The sequence below is a fragment of the Pseudomonas sp. P42 genome, assembly GCF_017973755.1.
Lineage (GTDB): Bacteria > Pseudomonadota > Gammaproteobacteria > Pseudomonadales > Pseudomonadaceae > Aquipseudomonas > Aquipseudomonas iridis.
Genome location: NZ_JACOPU010000005.1, coordinates 436901 through 458535, shown reverse-complemented (window position 1 = coordinate 458535; position 21635 = coordinate 436901). Strand labels below are relative to the sequence as shown.

Below are 21635 nucleotides of genomic sequence, written 5' to 3'. Positions count from 1 at the left end.
TCAAGGATGAACACAATGGGAACCAAAACCCCGTCCCGCGTCACCGTCTCGGTCGATGTCCACACGCCGCCTCGGCACACCGCAGATGGCAGCACCGCGCATCGTCAGGACGGTGACTCGTCGAATACTCATGCGCCACGACCGGCAAGGCCAGGCGTGACGCCTGACACCGTGGACGTCGATGCGATTCATCATGTGCCAGCACTGACGGTGGGGAAAATGGGCACTACCACGGCCTCAATACCGCCCCATACGCAGACGCCCCTGACGCTGGAGCAGTACCGGATCAACGCGACACCCACCCACGTGCCGCTCGACGCAAACGATTTGCGCCTGCACAAGGGGCGCCATTACGCCGACCTGCATGGCGGAGGCGTGACGCAGGTTGCAGTGGATGTGGACACTGGCCTGTACCGAGCCACCCGGTCCAGCGAGCGGATCGCGTCCGGCCCGCTGCTGCGGCGCGACCCTCACACCCGGGTCTGGCATCCGCTGACTGACGCCGATACCGCGACATTCCCTCTGACCGAGGCACGCCTGCAGCCTTTTCGCACCGAACTGGATTTCAGCGGGGTCGAGCCCGGCAGTGACGGTCTGTGGCATCACGACGGCAAACGCTACGTGATCATCGACAAAGGGGCGTATCAGGCGCTGCAGGATCTCGAAGCTTCCACGCCCGGGCAGCCTGTCCTGCGCATCGTCAAGGCAGCCGATCCGGTGGCCGCCGATAGCACGAACATCTATCACGCCAGCCGCGCTGGCGTGAGCCTGGCCGTGACTCGAGAGTCCGCTGACACCTGGGTTGGCGTCGCGGTGGGTCTGCAGGGCGGCATGCGTCGCAGTGCGCAGGCCAGGCTCACCAAAGACCTGCTGCTGGAGCGGTACCGTCCAATCAGTGAGGCTTTTCAGGTGATGAGTCAATCACACGCAACCTACGAGCAGCTCTGGAGCAAGGCGCGTGAATTGCCGGATGCCAGCGATGAAAAAACCAGGGCCTTGATCGGCCTGGAAGTGCACTTGCTCAAACACATCAAATTAGAGGCTGACTTCGTACAGTCCTGCGTCGATAACAGGGAATGGCTGATTCACCTGAAGACCAGTGGGCTGTACAGACAGGAACTGCATACCTTCCGCAAAGAAAGGGTGCAAAGCCTCAACCGGCTCATGGTGGTGATGGACTTGCGGGTACGGCCCACGATCGCGGCGCTTACGTTCGACAGTTTCAGGCGGTCCCTCACCCACCTGAACAAAAAGCTCAAGTTGCTCGATGAGCGTCAGACCGTGATCGATCAAATCCTCAAGGACTCACGCGATTCCGCCGATGAAATCATCGAACTCAACAAGACAGTGCCCGGCCACGATCAGGTCAACGGTAACAGGCTGACCCTCTATCTGCGCCTGCTGTCGGACAACCCTGAACACCCGCCGGAGGTCGGGACTCAGTCACTGCATGCGATCAAGCTGCTGACCGCCGATATCGATAGCATTCCCGAGGCAGAACATCCCTTTGCCCTGATCTACGCGCTTGATTGCCTCAAGGAAGACAAGTTGCACATCGCATCGCTGGCGACCTCCAGCAGCCCGGAAAAGGCCGGCTACATCAGGGAAATCCTGGCGCTGATCGAGCCGTTCGAGCAGCGCATCGAAAGCCGCTTGAACCAGCAATATGAATCGTGGGGCGGTGATACGGAGCTGCCAGGTCTGGATCAGGACATCGACTTCGACTTTGTTCCGCGCCAGCCAGCGACGAGCGAAACCGCCGCGCCGCCGCTGCCACGCAAAATGTTCCGCACCCGTCAGCACGGTGCCTACAAGGTGTTGATCGGCGAGACCGAAACGGCGCCCGACGGCAACGTTACGATCAATGTTCCGGACCTGTTCAGCCCGGATGCACTGCCTCAGCGATACGAAAAAAGACAAGGCGAATGGCAGCCTGTGCGGCCTGCAGTCGCCCCTGCCTCAAGGCCGGAATTGATCCGCGAAGCCAACCGGTTGCTGGATGACGTTGAGGTACACCTGGCCGAAGCAAAGGCGAAAGAAGCCAGGAATGAGTACCCCGGCGAAATCATCCGATACCTCGGCGAGCACGCCGATCGCTGCAGCGATCAGGCCACTGCGCTGGAAAACAGCCCCGGTGCCTCCGAGGATCCGGTCATGACCAGCCTGTCCAGACGTTTGCGGGCGGCCGGGGCGGCACTGATTCGCGGCGGACATACCGTACAGGTCAGGATGTACAAGAACAGGCAGGTGCTGGACATCATGCGCCTGAATTTCCTGCTGGATAACGCCGAGCTGACGGCGACACGAACCGTGGTTCGCAAACCATTGGGCAAGGGCAGCAAGAAGTCTTTTCTGGACGTCTACAGCCTCCAGGATCGTACCGGCCAGGCGCCCTTGTGGGAGGCGCACTTTCACTATGACAACGAGCACAGCCCGGCGCTGAACTTCCGGGTCAAGGGCGGCCATCTCAAGACGCTTGAGCAACGCCGGCTGGGCCTCGAATCCCAGCGCCGGGATGCCGGGGCCGGACGCCCGCACCTGAGCATCTGGCGCGAGACGTTTGATGGCAAGACCGCACGCAAGATATTCGACCTCGCGGCCGCGACGCCCGCCAGCCCGCGCTGACAGACCAGCGCGATAACCGACCCGACCGGGTCACCCATGAAATGACAAACCTTCAAGGATGAACGCATGTCACCCAAACAGCCTGTCAGAGGCAAAATCACTGTCGATATCCACGCACGGCCTGACGAACCTGACCTCGCGGCAGCGCAACGGCGCGATGCGTCCACGCGCACCCATGCGGGGCCTGACGACGCGCTATCGCCAACCGTTACCTTGCGCCACGGCATGCCCCTCGATGAGGCCGGCCTGGACGCGATCACGCCTGCACCGGTGTTGACTATCAAACCCACGGAAACTGCTGCTGCCCGGCCAACCACTGAGTCAATGCCACTGGCGCATTACCGGATCAGCGAGGACATCACCTTGGCGCCTGCCAACGAACACGGGGTCAGAATCCACAAAGGTCGGCAGTACGTGGATGTCGCCGAGGGAGGCATTGTCGAAGTGGCGCCGATTGTTGCCACAGGCCAGCTTCGCGCCCGCCTGCCGAGCGAGCTGCACCCTTCCGGCCCGGTGCTGGTGCGCGATCCGACCAGCCACCTGTGGGAGCCACTGGAGGTTGAGCCCATCACTTTCGCCTTGAGCGCAGCGCGCCTGCAGGGATTTCGCACAGCGCTGGATTTCACCGGTATCCCCCCCGGTGACGACGGACTTTTCCGCCTGGACGGCAAGCTCTACGTAGTAATCGACAATCACGCCTACCAAACCCTGCACGACCTCGACGCATCGACGGCACTCACACCGGTGATGCGGATTGTCCGTACCGAAGACCCGGTGGCCAGCGCTACCGACAACCGCTATGTCGCCACGCGCCCAGGCAGGTCGCAAGCCATCGTGTTCGACGCGGTGGACGGTTGGTTGGGCGTCAACGTGCCCGGCGCGGGTGGCATGCAGCGAGGGCAAAGTTCTCAGCCCTCCAGCTGGAAGGATCATTTCAGCTCGGCGCTCAATCGCCTGAAAAGTCCGGCGGCGCGCGTGCGCAAACTGTATCCAGCCTTGACCGAGGCGCAAGTGACTGCCTTGGTCCGATCGTTTGGCACTGAGGCCGCAACGCTGCTGACTCGTCAGGAAGCCGATTACCGGACGCTGAAAAACGAGTTGGCCGCGTGGTCACGTGACAGCACCGCAACATCGACCCAGGGTTCCGGCCCAGAATGGATGGCCTCTGTAGCCAATGACATAAAGCGTTGCTGGAGACAGGAAACCGCCGCGCTGAAAATCGTCTTTGCAGACGAACATCCGACGCTGCCACGGCTCACGGTCGACCTGGCGAACGTGCGCACCCTCGAGCTGGACTCCCTCACCTGGTCGGACGCCGCCGACGCCTTTCTCAACCGGTTCAGCGACCTGTCTCGACTCGTCGTGAACCGTTCCACGCTGGACAAGCTGCCTGTGGCCAACACCGCCATGCGCAACCTGATCACGCTGGATCTGAGCGGCAATCAGATCCGCCTCGATCAACGATCCGCCGCGCGTCTGGCCGGGCTCCAACGACTGCGGCATATCGACCTGTCGGGCAACCCCCTAGGGCGAACGCCGGATTTTGCTGCGATGGATCAATTGCAGACCTTGAACCTGAGCAACACCGGCATCGAACAATGGCCGACAGGTTTGCACCGGCAATCAGGCCTCACGCTGGTCGACTTACGGCACAACCAACTGAGTGAAGTGCCTGAAGCAGTGCTCAATCCGCCAGCGGATCAACTGCCGGCTCGCGCCCGGATCAACGGCGTTACGCGGCTGGAAGGCAACCGTTTTGCAGCGGACTGCTGGAAATCCCTCGAGGGCTTCTGGGAGCGGGTCGGCGCCGATCATCCAGAACTGGTCAGCCGCGCTCACCCGGCCGCGTTTCGGCTCGACGCTGACATTCCAGAGGTGGGCCTGATACGTCGACTGCACCCCGACAAGGATGCCCAGACGGCCAGGGTTTACCTGATGGGGCTGGATGAAGCAACGCGTTACGGGCTGGCCGGGCGGGTGGAAGCGTTGGAGCGCATCGACGTGCAGCTGAAGGAATACGTTGAGAACGCGTCCACGGCCCATCCGCGATTCAAGCTCTGGAGGCAAGAGGTCGTTGAAACGCTCAGGCAATGCTGGCTCGACAAATCCGCAGACACGCTGACACTGCCCAAGGCCCTCGGGCCACTCCCGGCATTGCAGGCGGACTTCAGCCACGTCAGGGCACTGGTGCTGCGAACCGTTGACTGGTCGGATGCCGGCGACATGTTCCTGCGCAGCTTCACCAGCCTGGAATCGTTATCCATCACCCATTGCGGCCTCAAGTCCCTGCCCGACAACGTGGGTGAAATGAGCAAACTGACCCAACTGGATCTGAGTTCGAACACTCTCGTTCTTGATGAACAAGCGGCTGCGCGAATCAGTGGTCTGAGCCGGTTGACGACCCTCGACCTGTCCGCCAATCCGCTGGACGTGATCCCCGACTTCAGCGCCATGACGCAGCTGGAATATCTCCTGTTGTCCGACACAGGGCTCAATCGCTGGCCCAGCGGACTGCACGACAAAACAGCGCTGAAACGGCTGGACCTGCGTAATAACAGCCTGAACGAGGTGCCAGCGCAGTTCCTCGACCCCGCGCCTGAGCAATTGCTGACCATTGCCCGGATCAACAGCGTCACCGCGCTCGATGGCAACGACTTCCCGTCCAACTACTGGCGCAGGTTCGACGACTACTGGCGGCGGGTGAACGAAGTGGACCCGGAACTGCTGACCTCTGGCCCCGATGACGTCATTTTTGACAGTGAAAATTCCCAGGCACAACGGTATCGCCGATTGTATCCGCGCAAAAACATCAAACAGTGCAGGGAATACCTGTGGAGTCTGGAAGAAGATGCCGCGTCCGCCCGGCTCACTGGCCTTGAACAGGACTTCAGCGGCCTGAAACGTCAGCTCAACGATTGGGTTTACTCCGGAGCAGGCAACCTCATGGGATACATTCCGGCCAATCAGTTGGCAGCCAACGCCAACTCGCGGCGCGACCGTCTGAAGGCCAGCGAGCGGATTATCAGTTGCTGGCGCCAGGAGACGCCGCAAAAACTCGCCTTCGACCGCACGCCAATCGGGCTCGAACTGGACCTGAGCGGCCTGAGGCTGCCCAGCCTGCCGGACATCGACGTCGACTTCAGCCACGTCGGCTCGCTCAAACTGAACAATATGGATCTAAGGGCTTCCCCGGAAGGTTTTCTGACGCGCTTCCGCCATGTGCGCTGGCTGTATCTGTCGCGCAATCAACTGCGCGAACTGCCGCCGGCCATTGGAGAGATGCACGGGCTGACGCGATTGTCGCTGGATAACAATCAACTGTCCCTGACCGCCGAGACTGCCCGCGTACTGTCCGAGCGCACGACACTAAGAGCGCTGAATCTGCAGGACAATCCGCGGCTGGGCATCTGCCCGGACTTCAGCCGCATCACCGACATGCGCCATCTCGACCTGGCCAATACCGGCATCGATACATTCCCCGCCGGCATTGTCGATCAGCCACTACTGGACACGTTCGACCTGAGCAACAACCGCATCGTCGACATCCCCGACGCCGTCATCGCGCCAACGAACGAGCGCCTCCCGCATACCGTGCGCATCAACAATGTCACCAACGTACGCAACAATCTCCTGTCCGATGCCACGCTAGCGCGCATCAACCAGTACAACGAACGATTGCTTCAGGCCGAGACACCGCTGTCGGGCCCGAATAATCTGGTCGACACGGCACGAGGTCATGTTCCTGCGGCCAACCATGCGATCGCTGCCGATCCAATGGCGCGCTGGACCAAGGGGATGGCCGCCGATGACGTGCAGGCCAGAAGGATTCAATGGCAGGCCCTGGAGGCTCAGCAAGGCTCGGGCGGCCTGTTCGATACCCTTGAACGCCTTTTGTTGCCAGAGAGTGCCGGCCGCGCCGACCTGCAACAGCGGGTGTGGAAACTGATCGACAGCATCAGCGAAAACAGCGAGCGATCCGAAAACTTGCGCCGGGAAGTGTTCGATCGGGCGGGAGAAGCCACCTGCTGTGATCGTGCGGCATTCACTTTCGCCAATCTCGAAACCAGAGTCATGATGCATCACGCGCTCGCCCAGGCTGGCGACAGGGAACAGGGGCCAGCACTGTTCCAACTGTCCAGAGCCCTGTTCCGGCTACACGAGGTCGACACCCTCGCGGCGGCCGATATTGCCCAACGCGAGGCCGCAATCGCCGAGTCCAGGACGCCTGAAGAGGCGCGTAGGCTGCCCGCGCCGCAGATACCGGAAGAGGTGGAAATCAGACTGTTCTATCGCCACGCCCTGCGCGACCGCCTGCTATTGCCCGGGCAACCTGAGCGCATGGGCTTCGGTCGCCTGGTCAATGTTTCAGATGAGCATGTGAATGCGGCTCACCAGAGCGTGCTGGCGCTGGACAACTCCGTGCAAGAGTTCCAGGCGCTGGTGGCCAGGGAGTTCTGGCAGAAATTCATCACCAACAAGTACCAGGTGGATTTTGAAACGCAGCGGCAACCGTTTCAGGATCGCCAGGCAGCGCTCGACGATTTGCATGCGGCCAACGAACTGGCGCCGGATGATTACCAGACGCAGTCCAATTCACTGCAAGCGTCATGGATCGTTGCGGAAAGCGCGCTGATCGAAACCCTGACCCGCCAGGAGCTGGCCGGGTATCCAACCGGCAGCACCGTTGAGGAGGCGGCAGGCACAACGGCCTGACGCCATTGCCCCACGAGGCTGGCCGAGCGCGATTGCGGCCAGCCTTTATTCGTCGTCGTCGAAGTTGTAGCTGCCAGGTGCGAGGTTTTCGAAGCGCGTGTATTTACCGATAAACGCCAGCCGGATAAAGCCGATCGGGCCGTTACGCTGCTTGCCGATGATGATTTCGGCGATGCCTTTGTGCTCGGTCTCCGGGTGATACACCTCGTCCCGGTAAACGAACATGATGACGTCGGCATCCTGCTCGATCGCTCCGGATTCCCGGAGGTCGGAGTTGATCGGGCGTTTATTCGGGCGTTGCTCCAGGGAGCGGTTGAGCTGGGACAGTGCGACCACCGGGCAATTGAATTCCTTGGCCAGGGCTTTCAAGGAACGCGAGATTTCGGAAATCTCGTTGGTCCGGTTGTCGCCCCCGGAACCTGGTATCTGCATCAGTTGCAGGTAGTCGATCATGATCAGGCCGATGTCACCGTGTTCACGCGCCAGCCGCCGGGTGCGGGCACGCATCTCTGACGGGCTGATGCCGGCGGTGTCATCGATGAACAGCTTGCGATCATTGAGCAGGTTGACCGCCGAGGTCAGGCGCGGCCAGTCATCATCTTCCAACTGACCAGAACGCACCTTGGTCTGATCGATCCGGCCGAGGGACGAGAGCATACGCATGATCAGCGATTCGCCTGGCATCTCGAGGGAGTACACCAGAACGGCCTTGTCGCTGCGCAGTACGGCGTTTTCCACCAGGTTCATCGCGAAGGTGGTTTTACCCATCGACGGACGGCCAGCAACGATGATCAAGTCCGCCGGCTGCAGGCCGCTGGTCTTCTCATCGAGGTCGGTGTAACCGGTCGACAGGCCGGTAATGGCGTTGTCGGTGTTGAACAGCGTGTCGATTCGGTCGATGGCCTTGGTCAGCAACTCGTTCACACCTACCGGGCCGCCGGTTTTAGGCCGGGCCTCGGCAATTGCGAAGATCTGGCGCTCGGCTTCGTCGAGAATTTCCTCGGCAGTGCGGCCTTCGGGGTTGAAGGCACTGTCGGCGATCTCGGTGCTGATACCGATCAGTTGGCGCAATGTCGCGCGCTGACGAACGATCTGCGCATAGGCCTTGATGTTGGCGACGGACGGCGTGTTTTTCGCCAGTTCGCCCAGGTAACCGAGACCGCCAACCTGAGACGTCTGACCTTCCTTGTCCAGTTGTTCGGCAAGGGTCACGACGTCAATCGGGGAGTTCTGATCGGCCAGTTTGGCGATCGCACGGAATATCAGGCGGTGGTCATGTCGATAGAAATCGCCGTCGGAGACTTGATCGAGCACGCGTTCCCAGGCGTTGTTGTCCAGCATCAGACCACCGAGAACAGCCTGTTCGGCTTCGATGGAATGCGGCGGCACCTTCAGGGCAGCAGTTTGCAGATCGTATTGCTCGGGAGCGGAGATATCGTTCATGGCCACTTGAGTTGTTTAGTAAAAACAGGAAATGCAGAAAGACAAAGGGCACGACCTGTAAACAGGATCGTGCCCGATGTTAACCGTCTGACGTACAAGCCGCCAGCCGATCAGGTGTTGCTTAAGCTGCTACCACTACAACGCGTACGGTGGCTTCAACTTCGGCGTGCAGGTGCACGGCTACGTCGAATTCGCCTACGTTGCGGATGGTGCCGTTCGGCAGACGAACTTCGCTCTTCTGCACTTCAACGCCGGAAGCGGTCAGTGCGTCAGCGATGTCGTGAGTACCGATCGAACCGAACAGCTTGCCTTCGTCGCCAGCGGTGGCAGTGATGGTCACTTCCAGCTCGGCCAGTTGGGCAGCACGGCTTTCAGCCGATGCTTTACGGTCTGCGGCAGCTTTTTCCAGCTCGGCACGACGCTCTTCGAACGCAGCGATGTTCGCTGGGGTCGCTGCGGTAGCCTTGCCGTAAGGCAGCAGGTAGTTACGGCCGTAACCGGCCTTAACGTTTACTTTGTCACCCAGGTTGCCCAGGTTGGTGACTTTTTCCAGAAGGATCAGTTGCATGTGAAAATCCTCTAACTTTTAACCTTCACCGTTCGCGCTGTCGGTGTCTTTCGACACGTGACGACCGCGAAAATCAATCAGGCTGTCGACAATGGCCAAGACCACTAGCAACGGATAGATCAGCTGCATGAACAGCAACAGCGTGACGTACAACCCCACCAGCCAGAAACCGGCCAGTCGCTTCTGCCCGACCAGCCCATGAATCAAGGCAAGTCCGGCGAACACCAGCGGTACACTGCACAACGGCGTCAACATGGCCATCTGTGCACCGAGATTCGGGCCCAGAAGCATCAACGCCAGCAGTAACATCGCCGGCCCCAGCGGGATCCGGATGGCGCGAAACTCGCGACCAAAACCACCCGGGTTGTACAACAACGCCTGCCAATGACGCCCGACAATCAGGCTCAGCACGCTGACGATCTGCAACAAAGCCGCAATCAGTCCGGTCAGGACTGGCGCAATCAGGGACGCGAAACGCGCTTGCTCATCAACCGACAATTGCTTGTAGGTCTCACCGAGAAGCGCTGGCATGACCTTTATAAGGGCCTGCGCGAGCATCTCGATCTGGGCCGCAAACGCCGCCCCGAGCACCACTGAAAACACCACTCCAACGGCTACGCTGACCAGCAGCGTACGAACCCAGGACTCACTTGCGCGCAAAACCAACGCAAGCCCCGAAGACCCCAAAAGCACCAGAAGTGCCCGTGGGTCATCGGCATACAACCACCAGATCAACGCTGGCAGCAGCCCCAGTGAAAGAACGCCAAGAGCGTCTTTCAATCCGCGCCGCAGAAGCACAAGGCTCCCGGCGGCAGCACCCAACCAATACAACAACGGCAATGTTGCACATCCGGCCACTACGAGAGTGGCCTGCATACGGCCTCGCATAATGAACTCAGCTATGGCACGCATGCATTCAATCCTTTGCTACTTGTCGACTGCCCGGTCTCAGCGGCCGTGGCTGTCGGTGTAGGCCAGCAGGGCCAGGAAGCGGGCGCGCTTGATAGCGGTGGCCAGCTGACGCTGATAACGAGCTTTGGTACCGGTGATGCGGCTTGGAACGATTTTGCCGGTCTCGGATACGTAGGCTTTCAGAGTGTTGAGATCTTTGTAATCGATCTCTTTCACTTCTTCAGCAGTGAAGCGGCAGAATTTACGACGACGGAAGAAACGTGCCATTTGATAGGCTCCTTAAAAGGTCCGTGGATTACTCGTCAGCGTTATCGCTGTTGTCGCTGTCATCACTATCAGCGCTATCAGCGCCTTCGTGCTCAGGACGGTCGCGACGCTCACGGCGCTCACTGCGGTTTTCTTCAGCCTTGAGCATCTCGGATTGGCCGGTAACGGCTTCTTCGCGACGGATGACCAGGTTACGGATCACTGCATCGTTGTAGCGGAAGTTGTCTTCCAGCTCGGCCAGGGCCTTGCCAGTGCACTCAACGTTCAGCATCACGTAGTGAGCCTTGTGAACATTGTTGATTGCGTAGGCCAGTTGACGACGGCCCCAATCTTCCAGACGGTGGATTTTGCCGCCGTCTTCTTCGATCAGCTTGGTGTAACGCTCTACCATGCCGCCGACTTGCTCGCTTTGATCCGGGTGGACCAAAAAGATGATTTCGTAATGACGCATGAATGCTCCTTACGGGTTGTAGCCTGCCGCTCAAAAACGGTCAGACAAGGAGTGAATGACACTTATGGACTTGCTGGCGCGGGGCACATGCGTGCCTGCCGTCACAGCAAGGGGCGCAATTGTAGAGAAGGGACTGAAGAGGTGCAAGGCAATTGGTGATTATTTGAACAATCACCGATTCATGCCACACCACAAAACATTGTGGGAGCGAGCCTGCTCGCGAATGCGGTCTGTCAGGCAACATTTACGTCGACTGACACTCCCCTTTCGCGAGCAGGCTCGCTCCCACATTTGAGCCGTGTACGACTCAGGACTTCTTCGCGGAAGCCTTGGCCTTGGCACCGCGCTGACGCTGCGCCTCGAACAGGCACACACCGGTTGCCACCGAAACGTTGAGGCTGCTGACGCTACCAGCCATCGGCAGGTTCACCAGATAGTCGCAATGCTCACGGGTCAGGCGACGCATGCCCTTGCCTTCAGCACCCATGATCAGGATGGTCGGGCCGGTCAGATCCTGGTCATAGATACTGACCTCGGCCTCGCCCGCCGTGCCGACAACCCACAGACCGCGTTGCTGGAGCTTTTCCAGAGTGCGCGCCAGGTTGGTCACTGCAACGAGCGGAATCACTTCCGCCGCGCCGCAGGCCACTTTACGCACGACAGGTGTCAGGGTGGCTGACTTGTCTTTTGGCACGATGACTGCCAACGCACCGGCAGCATCTGCCGAACGCAGGCAGGCGCCCAGGTTGTGCGGATCGGTCACGCCATCGAGCACCAGCAACAATGGCGCACCGTCGGTGCGATCGAGCAATTCGTCGAGCATTGCCTCGCCCCAGACCTGGCTCGGACTGACGTCCGCAACCACGCCCTGGTGCACGCCTTCAACCCAGGCGTCCATCTCGCGACGCTCGGCCTGACCCACCTGGACACGATTCTCGTTAGCCAGTTCGATCAAGGTCTGCACGCGCGGATCGTTGCGGCTTTCAGCCAGCCAGATCTGTTTGACGCGCTTGGGGTGGTGACGCAGCAACGCTTCTACCGCGTGAACGCCGTAGATTTTTTCCAACTGACTCATGACTTCGCCTTCGGTTTACGTGCCCCGCCACTTTTGGCTGGAGCCGAACCCGCTTTCGGCGGGCCTTTACGGTGTTTGCTCGGTTTGGCTGGCTTGCCGCCGGTCGCATTTTCAGGCGCCGACCGTCCGGTCTTTCCCCCGGACGCCGCTTTACCACCGTTTTTTGCATCGGCGAGCAAAGCCTGCTTCATTTCACGGCTTTTGCGCAGCTCGGCGTTTTTCGCCACGGCATCGCTTGGGCGATAGGCGTCACTGACCTTTTCCTTGGCAGGACGACGGCCAGCGGTTTTCGCTGGAGCCGGTTCTGCCGCGGTCTTGGCAGCGGGCGCAGCAGTTTCGGCGCCACGCTTCTTGCGACCAATCGGTGCGCTGATGGTTTTTTCGGCCATCTCGAAGTCGATCTTGCGCTCGTCGAGATCGACACGCATGACGCGCACCTCAACGGTGTCGCCAAGACGGAAGCTGCGACCGGTGCGCTCGCCCGCCAGGCGGTGATGCACAGGGTCGAAGTGGTAGTAGTCGCCCGGCAGTGCGGTGACATGGACCAGACCTTCGACATAGATATCGGTCAGCTCGACGAACAAACCAAAACCGGTCACGGCAGTGATCACGCCCGGGAACGATTCGCCCACGCGATCCTTCATGAACTCGCACTTGAGCCAGTTCACTACGTCACGAGTGGCTTCGTCGGCACGGCGCTCGCTCATCGAGCATTGCTCGCCGAGCTGCTCCAGCGCTGCCTCGTCGTACGGATAAATGCGCGCCTTCGGAATGGTCATCGCACCGGCACGACGAACGTGCGGAGTGTCCTGTTTCGAATGGATCACGCTGCGGATGGCGCGGTGCGTGAGCAAGTCCGGGTAACGACGGATCGGCGAAGTGAAGTGGGTATAAGCTTCGTAATTCAGACCGAAGTGGCCCTGGTTGTCAGCGCTGTACACCGCCTGGCTCAGCGAACGCAGCATCACGGTCTGGATCAGATGGAAATCCGGACGGTCCTTGATGCTGGCCAGCAGTGCCTGGTAATCCTTCGGCGACGGGCCTTCCTTGCCTTTGTGCAGGGACAGACCAAGCTCACCGAGGAACGCGCGAAGTTTTTCCAGACGCTCCGGCGGCGGGCCGTTGTGAACGCGATACAACGCAGGTATTTCGTGCTTCTTCAGGAATTCAGCGGTGGCCACGTTGGCCGCCAGCATGCATTCCTCGATCAGCTTGTGCGCATCGTTGCGAACGGTTGGACGGATCTCGGCAATCTTGCGCTCGGTCCCGAAGATGATCCGGGTTTCCTGCGTTTCGAAATCGATGGCGCCACGTACGTGACGAGCGGCCAGCAAAACCTTGTACAGCGCATAAAGCTGCTTGAGGTGCGGCAGAACGTCGTTGTACTCGCCGCGCAGCTGACGCGCCTCGGTAAGTTTCGGCGTTTCCAGCATTGCACTGACCTTGTTGTAGGTCAGGCGAGCGTGGGAATGAATCACCGCTTCGTAGAAGCAGTAGTCGGTCATCTCGCCGGATTTGGAGATTGTCATCTCGCAAACCATGGCCAGGCGATCGACGTGCGGATTCAGCGAGCACAGGCCGTTGGACAGTTGCTCAGGAAGCATCGGCACGACGCGCTCGGGGAAGTACACCGAGTTGCCGCGAACCTGAGATTCGTTGTCCAGCGCCGAACCGATCTTCACGTAGCTGGAGACGTCGGCAATGGCCACGTACAACTTCCAGCCGCCGGAGAACAGGCGCAACTTGCCAGGTTTGGCTTCGCAGTAGACCGCGTCATCGAAGTCGCGAGCGTCTTCACCGTCGATGGTCACGAACGGCAAGTGGCGCAGGTCGATGCGCTTCTCTTTGTCTTTTTCTTCGACTTCAGGCTTGAGCTTGGCGGCTTCTTTCAAGACCGCTTCAGGCCAGACGTGCGGGATATCGTAAGCGCGCAGGGCGACATCGATTTCCATGCCCGGCGCCATGTAGTTGCCCACGACTTCAACCACATCGCCTTGCGGCTGGAAGCGTGGTGTCGGCCAGTGAGTGATCTTCACTTCGACAAATTGACCGATTTGGGCGTTGGCGTTACGGCCCGGCGTGACCAGCACTTCCTGCTGGATCTTCGGATTGTCCGCGACGACGAAACCAATACCGCCCTCTTCGAAGTAGCGGCCGACAATGGTCTCGTGAGCACGCGAGACCACTTCGACGATCATGCCTTCGCGGCGACCGCGACGGTCGAGGCCGGCGACACGGGCCAGCGCACGGTCACCGTCGAACACCAGACGCATTTGCGCCGGGCTCATGAACAGGTCGTCGCTGCCGTCGTCCGGCACCAGGAAACCGAAACCATCACGGTGCCCGCTGATGCGGCCCAGGATCAGGTCGAGTTTATCCACCGGCGCATAAGTGCCACGACGGGTGTAAATCAATTGAGCGTCGCGCTCCATTGCGCGCAGACGGCGACGCAGGGCTTCGATCTGGTCTTCTGTGGTCAGACCAAACTCTTCGACCAGTTGCTCGCGGGCAGCTGGCGAACCTCGATCAGCAAGGTGCTGAAGGATCAGTTCGCGGCTTGGAATAGGGTTTTCATATTTTTCCGCTTCACGAGCGGCCTCGGGATCGAGGGACTGCCAATCGGCCATTAGAGAGTTTTCACCTTGTCTATATACGGGTTAGTTTGGCATAGGCGCCATCAAACGGGAAATTTCAGACTATAAAGGCCCATCTAAAGCACTGTATCGCCGTTTTAAAGCGGTTTTGAACACCGCTGGTAAAAAAATCAAAATATTTGGCAGCAGGGGTTTACAGTTAAAAAGACGCTCCGTATAGTGCGCGCCATCGACGACGCGCAAGCGCTGGCGATACTGCCCAGATGGTGAAATTGGTAGACACGCCAGCTTCAGGTGCTGGTGACCGCAAGGTCGTGGAAGTTCGAGTCTTCTTCTGGGCACCAATTTCGAGTTTGAGACTAGATCAGTTTCAAGACTCACACAAAAACCCGCGAAAGCGGGTTTTTTGCATTCTAAGGAAAGGATTTGTTAAAACCGATTTATTAAAATTAAATCAGGGGTTTACAGATCAAAAAGCGCTCCGTATAGTGCGCCACATCAACAGCGGCAACGCTTGCGATGATTGCCCAGATGGTGAAATTGGTAGACACGCCAGCTTCAGGTGCTGGTGACCGCAAGGTCGTGGAAGTTCGAGTCTTCTTCTGGGCACCAATTCAAATTCAAGGTTACGACCCTGAATTTCTCAAAAACCCGCGAAAGCGGGTTTTTGCGTTTCTGCCTTCCTGAAATCCAAGCGACCTACTCAAAATTCGATTGCACCCCTGTAGGAGCTGCCGAAGGCTGCGATCTTTTGATGTTGCTTTTAAAACAAGATCAAAAGATCGCAGCCTTCGGCAGCTCCTACAGAACGAGCAACAACTGCAGTATCAGACCCCGTCCAGCCCCGCAAGGCGCACTTGAGAAACAATATCGTTTATCATTGTTGCAAGATTTTGCAATGCGACAGTGAGGAACCCTGAGAATGACGTTTCGAAATACCCTGCGCCGAGGCTTGACCTTCACCCTTCTCGGCCTGGCACTCGCCACTCCCCTCACCCAGGCTGCCGATGCGGTTTCCCTGACTCTCTACAATGGCCAGCACAAGGAAGTCGGCGATGCGATCGCCAAAGCCTTCGAAGCCAAGACCGGCATACACGTCAATGTCCGCAAGGGCAGCAGCAATCAGCTTGCCAGCCAGATCGTCGAAGAAGGCGATCGCTCCCCTGCCGACGTGATCTACACCGAAGAATCCCCACCACTGAACAAACTTGGCGAGCAAGGCCTGCTGGCCAAGGCCGATGACGCCACGCTGGCCGTGCTGCCGGAAAAATACGTCGCGAGTAACGGCACCTGGATCGGGGTGACCGCCCGGGTCCGTGTGGTTGCCTACAACCCGAAACTGATCGATGAGAAAGACCTGCCGAAATCGGTGATGGAGTTCTCCGATCCGCAATGGCAAGGCAAGGTCGGCTTCGTGCCAACCAGCGGCGCGTTCCAGGAACAGGCCGTGGCCATTATCAAGATGCACGGTCGCGACGCCGCCGAAGAATGGCTGACCGGTCTGCGCGCATTCGGCAAGACCTATAGCAACAACATGGTCGCGCTCAAAGCGGTGGAAAACGGCGAAGTCGCCACCGTGCTGGTGAACAACTACTACTGGTTCGCCCTGCAACGCGAGAAAGGCAAACTGGATTCGAAACTGCACTACTTCACTGGCGGCGACGTCGGCAGCTTGATCACCGTCTCCAGTGCCGCCGTGCTGAAATCCAGCAAACACCCAAAAGAAGCCCAGCAATTCCTCGCCTATATGGCCAGCGAAGAAGGTCAACGGGTGATCACTCAGACCACCGCCGAATACCCGCTGCATAAAGGAATGGAATCTGATCGCGGCCTCAAGCCGTTCAGCGAACTGGAAGCGCCGAACGTCACCCCGGCCGACCTGGGCAATGCTGAAGAAGCGCTGGAGCTGGAACGCGAAGTTGGCTTGAACTGATGACTGCATCGTTAGCCACCCCCGCCATGCGCGGGGGTTACGTGCCACGACGCAAGCGGCCGTCGATCTGGCTGTTGCTACCCGTGTTGTTGCTGGTGGTGATGAGCCTGCTGCCGCTGGCATATGTCGGGCTGAAAACCTGGCAGGCCGGCTGGGCCGAAGCGCTGCACTTGTTGTGGCGCCCTTACGTTTTCGGCCTGCTGCGCAACACCCTGGCATTGATGGTCGGTGTGACCGTCACCTGCGGCGTGATTGGTCTGTCGCTGGCCTGGCTGCTGGAACGCAGCAATTTGCCGGGACGACGTCTATGGGGCGTGATTTTATGCCTGCCGTTCGCGGTGCCGGCATTTGTCAGCAGCTTCACCTGGGTGTCGTTGAGCGCACAGTTCGAAGGCCTTGGCGGTGCGATTCTGGTGATGAGCCTGTCGAAATACCCGCTGATCTTCCTGCCTGTCGCCGCAACCCTGCGCAATCTCGATCCATCCCTTGAAGAATCCGCCCGTACCCTGGGCCAGAACCGTTGGGGGGTGTTTTTTCGCGTCACCCTGCCCCTGCTCTGGCCATCGCTGCTGGCCGGTTCGCTGTTGATAGCCTTGCACATGCTGGTGGAGTTCGGCGCGCTGTCGATCATCGGCCTGCAAACCTTCACCACAGCGATCTATCAGCAGTTCGAACTGGAGTTCAGCAACGCTAATGCGGCGATGCTTTCTGCGGTATTGCTAGCGCTGTGCCTGGTGCTGTTGTGGCTGGAACTGCGCGTACGCGGCAAGGGCCGACACGTACGCACCGGCCAGGGCGCGGCGCGTCAGGCCGAGCAAGTCAGGCTGGGACCCTGGGCCGCGGTCGGTCAAGTCTATTGCCTGACGCTGGCGATTATCGGCAGCGGGATTCCGCTGGGCATGTTGGCGTATTGGCTGGCCGTCGGGTCATCGGCGGCATTCCCGGTCGCGGCAATTACCGAAGCGCTGCTGTCGTCGCTGGCATTATCACTGGGTGGCGCAGCGCTGTGCCTGCTGCTGGCGGTGCCGGTCGGCCTGCTGGTGGTGCGTTACAAAGGTCAACTGGCGATCTGGGCCGAGCGCCTGCCCTATCTGCTGCATGCGCTGCCAGGTCTGGTGATCGCACTGACGCTGGTGTATTTCGCCCTGCATTACGTGCCGGCGCTGTACCAGACATCTGGTTTGCTGCTGATTGCTTATGCGCTGCTATTTCTGCCGCTGGCTCAGGCACCGATTCGCACCGCGCTGAATAAGGCTGCACCGCAATTGGAAGAAGCAGCGCGCACGCTGGGCGCATCGTCGTTCACGGCATTTTGCCGGGTGACGCTGCCGATCATTTTCCCGGCATTGGGCGCAGCGTTTGCGTTGGTTTTTCTGGATGCGATGAAAGAGCTGACGGCGACCTTGCTATTGAGTCCGACCGGACTCAATACGTTGGCGACCGAAGTCTGGGCGCATACCGCGAATGTCGAGTTTGCAGCGGCGGCGCCTTATGCGGCGCTGTTGATATTGGTCTCGGGATTGCCTGTTTATTTGCTGACTACCCGGATGTATCTGAGCCGCTGAAAAAGCAAAAAGATCGCAGCCTGCGACGGCTCCTGCATAGGATTTTGCGTTTCCCTGCAGGAGCCACCGCAGGCTGCGATCTTCTGATCTTCAGGCCCGGAACTGCCCAAGGCTCGCCTTAAGCTGCGCAGCCAAGCCATCCAGCACCTTGCCACTGGCCGTGGTTTCCACCACAGCCTGGGCCGCTTTCTCGGCCTGCGCGTGGATCGTTTCGACGCGCCCACGCACCGCTTGCGCACCCGCAGCCTGATGCGCTGCCGCCTGCGTTGCCAGACCAATCGCTGCATGCACCTGCTCGACCGAAGCCTGCACCGACTGTTGCAACCGCGCACTGTCGCGCAGCACCAGTAAACCTTCACTGGCCTGACGTCCGGCCTGCCCGATCGCTTCCACCGCCTCACGCGCGCCTTGCTGCAACGCGACGATGTGCGCCTGGATGTCGCCGGTAGAGCTTTGTGTCTTGCTCGCCAGCGCCCGAACTTCGTCTGCCACAACAGCGAACCCTCGCCCGGTTTCGCCTGCCCGTGCCGCTTCGATCGCAGCGTTCAATGCCAACAGGTTGGTCTGCTCGGCAATCCCGTGAATGACCGTCAGTACCACTTCAATCTGTTCACTCTGCTGCGCGAGCCGCTCGATGACTTTCGCCCCCGTGTCGACCTGCCCCGCCAGCGCCTCGATCAGACTGCCGACCTTGGCCGACGTGCGGGTGTTCTCATCAGTGGCCTGACGAATATCAACCACCTGCTTCAACGCGGCCTGCATCGCATGGCTTTCCGATTGGGCCTCGTCCGCCATTTGCGAAAGCGCCCGCAGACTTTCCGCGACTTCGTCACGCTGCATCCCGGCCGCCGCATCGGCACCGGCATTGCGCAGGGTCATCGCGCCGATTTCCACGCCAGTGCGCTGGGCCACATCACCCGCCTCACGCACGATCGGCTGCAACTTGTCGACAAAGCGGTTGACCGCTGCAGCCATATCACCGATCTCGTCCTTGCTGTTGATCTGCACACGTTTGGTCAGGTCACCCTCGCCCGCTGCAAGGTCGTCCATCGCTGCATTGAGCATCTTCAAGCGGTTGACCACGCGATGACCAAGCACCACAGCCAGCAGCAACAGCACGCCGCAGCCGACTAGCGCGAGGCCCATACCGATGCGCCAACGCAAGGTCGCGGCAGCGTCCTGCACTGTGCTGGCTGTATTGGCTTTCATCTCGGTAGCGGTGGATTGTGCCGATTGCAGACGCGCGCGCATCGCAGTGGCGCTATCGGCTGCGGCACCTTTGAGGCTGTCACCGACCAATTGATCGCTGCTGGCGATCAATGCCAGGAAACGCTTGTCGAGCGCAGCCAGATCGGTCTCTACCGAGGCCGTGGAGACGCCCATCAGCACCTTGCCGATTTCAACGCCGTTAGGGCTGATCGACGCTTCAAGGTAATAAACCGAAGGATCGTTCTTTGCCGCATCCAGCACTTTATCCAGCGCACGTTCGCCCTGCCCCTTCTCCAGCAAGGCCTTGTTGATCGGGTTTTCGCGATTGAGGTAACGAGTCAAATGCTGGCCCGTAGCGTCGTCGTAGACCACGAACAGCACATTGGGATTGCGCTGGGCGCGCCGGGCAAACTCGGACAGGGTCGGCACGTCGCTGTCCCACATGGCGCGGGGTGCGACCGAAGCCAGCAATTGGGCCATGTCATTGGCCGAATCCTTCAAATCCTTTTCCAGCGTCGCACGCAATTGCGTTTGTTCGTCCTTCAGTCGAGAAGACAAACCGGCGGTAAGACGCTGTCGGGTACTGGCGGACAAGGCGTCGAGACTCGACGTGACTTCACGCCCTGCCTGCTCCAGTTCCCCGGAGAGTTTCTGGCTGTCGGCACCGAGGCGCACCGCCAGATCCGCTTCCAGTGCCGTGACCGTGCTCCGCGTCAGGGCAACGGCCACCAACACCTGCACCAAAAGGGCGATACCAAGGGTAACGAACACGGGCCGCAACAGACGGCTTTGTAACAGTGAGAGAACGGCTGACACTATGAATCCCTCTACTTCTGACGCCATTAAATTGATGGCACTCTTGTAGGAAGATTCACAGCAAAGGTCATGCCGTCCTACAGACATAAACGACAAAGGCCCCGATTAAGGGGCCTTTGTTATTTACATCAACGACTTATCAAGCAAACGGATGACGCAGAACGATGGTTTCGTTGCGATCCGGGCCCGTCGAAATAATGTCGATCGGCGCGCCGATCAACTCTTCAACGCGCTTGATGTAGGCACGAGCGTTAGCTGGCAGCTCTTCCAGGGTTTTGGCACCCACGGTCGATTCGGTCCAGCCCGGCACTTCTTCGTACACAGGCTGAAGGCCAACGTAGCTGTCAGCGTCTGTCGGGGCAACGTCTTTGCCATCGGCATCTTTGTAGCCGATGCAGATGTTGATCGTTTGCAGGCCGTCGAGTACGTCCAGCTTGGTCAGGCAGATGCCCGAAATGCTGTTCACATCGATAGCGCGACGCAAAATAACGGCGTCGAACCAGCCGCAACGACGGGCACGGCCGGTGGTAGCGCCGAACTCGTGACCTTGTTTGGCCAGGTGCGCACCCACTTCGTCAAACAGCTCAGTCGGGAACGGGCCCGAACCTACGCGAGTGGTGTAAGCCTTGGTGATGCCCAGGATGTAGTCCAGGAACATCGGGCCAACGCCCGAACCGGTCGCCACGCCACCCGCGGTGGTGTTGGAGCTGGTCACGTACGGATAGGTACCGTGGTCGATGTCGAGCAACGAACCCTGGGCGCCTTCGAACATGATGTCTTTGCCGGCGCGACGCAGGTCGTGCAGCTCGGCCGTCACGTCGAGCATCAGCGGCTTAAGCAGTTCTGCGTATTCCTTGCACTCGGCCAGGGTTTTTTCGAACTCGATGGCAGGCTCTTTGTAGTAACCAACCAGCATGAAGTTGTGGTAATCCACCAATTCACGCAGCTTGTCTTCAAAGCGCGGCATGTTGAGCAGGTCGCCCACACGCAGGCCACGACGCGCAACCTTGTCTTCATAAGCCGGGCCAATGCCGCGACCGGTGGTACCGATCTTCAGCTCGCCACGGGCCTTTTCGCGAGCCTGGTCCAGCGCTACGTGGAAGGACAGGATCAACGGGCAGGACGGGCTAATACGCAGGCGCTCGCGCACCGGTACGCCCTTCTCTTCCAGCTTGGTGATCTCGCGCAGCAGGGCGTCAGGTGCAACCACTACCCCATTGCCGATCAGGCACTGCACGCCTTCGCGCAGCACGCCCGACGGAATCAGGTGCAAGACAGTTTTTTCGCCGTCGATCACCAAGGTGTGACCAGCGTTGTGGCCACCTTGGTAGCGCACTACGGCGGCAGCATGTTCGGTCAGCAGATCAACGATCTTGCCTTTGCCCTCATCACCCCATTGGGTGCCCAGGACTACGACATTCTTACCCATAACACTTGTCCTCATTCGCGCAAACTTGGTGCCGG

Annotated in this window: 13 protein-coding genes and 2 tRNA genes; 6 read left to right on the top strand and 9 right to left on the bottom strand. The window is 59.6% G+C overall.

From position 1 onward, the window contains the following. The first annotated feature begins 15 nt into the window (after positions 1–15). Together H8B20_RS18765 and H8B20_RS18760 are read left to right on the top strand one after the other, a co-directional pair. A complete protein-coding gene (locus H8B20_RS18765) occupies positions 16–2625 on the top strand; it encodes a hypothetical protein (protein ID WP_210624159.1) in 2610 nt (869 codons plus the stop codon). 66 nt (positions 2626–2691) lie between these two features. Next, positions 2692–7338 carry an NEL-type E3 ubiquitin ligase domain-containing protein gene (locus H8B20_RS18760; protein ID WP_228732709.1) on the top strand — a complete coding sequence of 1549 codons (4647 nt, stop codon included), beginning with the start codon at positions 2692–2694 and terminating at the stop codon, positions 7336–7338. A 45-nt stretch (positions 7339–7383) separates the two neighbouring features. Here H8B20_RS18760 and dnaB read toward each other — a convergent pair whose 3' ends face one another. The 7 genes from dnaB to rnr all read right to left on the bottom strand — a co-directional run bounded on the left by dnaB (position 7384) and on the right by rnr (position 14681). Beyond that, positions 7384–8781 carry a replicative DNA helicase gene (dnaB, locus tag H8B20_RS18755; protein ID WP_042557399.1) on the bottom strand — a complete coding sequence of 466 codons (1398 nt, stop codon included), beginning with the start codon at positions 8779–8781 and terminating at the stop codon, positions 7384–7386. Between the two features lie 121 nt (positions 8782–8902). Beyond that, positions 8903–9349: a 50S ribosomal protein L9 gene (rplI, locus tag H8B20_RS18750; protein ID WP_042557398.1), complete on the bottom strand. Its 447-nt coding sequence runs from the start codon at positions 9347–9349 to the stop codon at positions 8903–8905. A gap of 18 nt (positions 9350–9367) precedes the next feature. After that, complete coding sequence (locus tag H8B20_RS18745) at positions 9368–10261, bottom strand: hypothetical protein (RefSeq protein WP_047299496.1); 894 nt, start codon at positions 10259–10261, stop codon at positions 9368–9370. A gap of 36 nt (positions 10262–10297) precedes the next feature. Continuing rightward, positions 10298–10528 carry a 30S ribosomal protein S18 gene (gene rpsR, locus H8B20_RS18740; protein WP_003171373.1) on the bottom strand — a complete coding sequence of 77 codons (231 nt, stop codon included), beginning with the start codon at positions 10526–10528 and terminating at the stop codon, positions 10298–10300. Positions 10529–10556: 28 nt separating this feature from the next. Further along, positions 10557–10979, bottom strand: a complete 423-nt coding sequence (gene rpsF / locus H8B20_RS18735; protein WP_003236224.1) for a 30S ribosomal protein S6 — start codon at positions 10977–10979, stop codon at positions 10557–10559. A gap of 307 nt (positions 10980–11286) precedes the next feature. Then, positions 11287–12054 carry a 23S rRNA (guanosine(2251)-2'-O)-methyltransferase RlmB gene (rlmB, locus tag H8B20_RS18730; RefSeq protein WP_042557396.1) on the bottom strand — a complete coding sequence of 256 codons (768 nt, stop codon included), beginning with the start codon at positions 12052–12054 and terminating at the stop codon, positions 11287–11289. Continuing rightward, a complete protein-coding gene (gene rnr / locus H8B20_RS18725) occupies positions 12051–14681 on the bottom strand; it encodes a ribonuclease R (protein WP_210624158.1) in 2631 nt (876 codons plus the stop codon). The genes rlmB and rnr overlap by 4 nt, the downstream gene beginning before the upstream one ends. Before the next feature lie 224 nt (positions 14682–14905). Here rnr and H8B20_RS18720 point away from each other — a divergent pair. The 4 genes from H8B20_RS18720 (at position 14906) to H8B20_RS18705 (ending at position 18146) form a co-directional block, all read left to right on the top strand. Next, positions 14906–14992 (top strand) — tRNA-Leu (locus H8B20_RS18720). Positions 14993–15173: 181 nt separating this feature from the next. Beyond that, a tRNA-Leu gene (locus tag H8B20_RS18715) sits at positions 15174–15260 on the top strand. A 310-nt stretch (positions 15261–15570) separates the two neighbouring features. After that, on the top strand, positions 15571–16581 hold the full coding sequence (locus H8B20_RS18710) for an extracellular solute-binding protein (protein WP_210624157.1): 1011 nt from the start codon (positions 15571–15573) through the stop codon (positions 16579–16581). Continuing rightward, positions 16581–18146, top strand: coding sequence for an ABC transporter permease (locus H8B20_RS18705; protein WP_047299493.1), 1566 nt, complete (start codon positions 16581–16583; stop codon positions 18144–18146). Before H8B20_RS18710 ends, H8B20_RS18705 begins: the two co-directional genes overlap by 1 nt. Before the next feature lie 90 nt (positions 18147–18236). Here the strand turns inward: H8B20_RS18705 and H8B20_RS18700 are convergent, their stop codons facing one another. Both H8B20_RS18700 and H8B20_RS18695 read right to left on the bottom strand, forming a co-directional pair. Continuing rightward, entirely contained in the window at positions 18237–20171 is a 1935-nt protein-coding gene (locus H8B20_RS18700) for a methyl-accepting chemotaxis protein (RefSeq protein ID WP_210624156.1), read from the bottom strand. A 139-nt stretch (positions 20172–20310) separates the two neighbouring features. Then, positions 20311–21600, bottom strand: a complete 1290-nt coding sequence (locus tag H8B20_RS18695) for an adenylosuccinate synthase (protein ID WP_210624155.1) — start codon at positions 21598–21600, stop codon at positions 20311–20313. Positions 21601–21635: the final 35 nt, after the last annotated feature.

Coding starts and splice junctions, on each gene's coding strand:
- H8B20_RS18765 (WP_210624159.1), top strand. CDS start 16: ATGGGAACCAAAACCCCGTCCCGCGTCACCGTCTCGGTCGATGTCCAC.
- H8B20_RS18760 (WP_228732709.1), top strand. CDS start 2,692: ATGTCACCCAAACAGCCTGTCAGAGGCAAAATCACTGTCGATATCCAC.
- dnaB (WP_042557399.1), bottom strand. CDS start 8,781: ATGAACGATATCTCCGCTCCCGAGCAATACGATCTGCAAACTGCTGCC.
- rplI (WP_042557398.1), bottom strand. CDS start 9,349: ATGCAACTGATCCTTCTGGAAAAAGTCACCAACCTGGGCAACCTGGGT.
- H8B20_RS18745 (WP_047299496.1), bottom strand. CDS start 10,261: ATGCGTGCCATAGCTGAGTTCATTATGCGAGGCCGTATGCAGGCCACT.
- rpsR (WP_003171373.1), bottom strand. CDS start 10,528: ATGGCACGTTTCTTCCGTCGTCGTAAATTCTGCCGCTTCACTGCTGAA.
- rpsF (WP_003236224.1), bottom strand. CDS start 10,979: ATGCGTCATTACGAAATCATCTTTTTGGTCCACCCGGATCAAAGCGAG.
- rlmB (WP_042557396.1), bottom strand. CDS start 12,054: ATGAGTCAGTTGGAAAAAATCTACGGCGTTCACGCGGTAGAAGCGTTG.
- rnr (WP_210624158.1), bottom strand. CDS start 14,681: ATGGCCGATTGGCAGTCCCTCGATCCCGAGGCCGCTCGTGAAGCGGAA.
- H8B20_RS18710 (WP_210624157.1), top strand. CDS start 15,571: ATGACGTTTCGAAATACCCTGCGCCGAGGCTTGACCTTCACCCTTCTC.
- H8B20_RS18705 (WP_047299493.1), top strand. CDS start 16,581: ATGACTGCATCGTTAGCCACCCCCGCCATGCGCGGGGGTTACGTGCCA.
- H8B20_RS18695 (WP_210624155.1), bottom strand. CDS start 21,600: ATGGGTAAGAATGTCGTAGTCCTGGGCACCCAATGGGGTGATGAGGGC.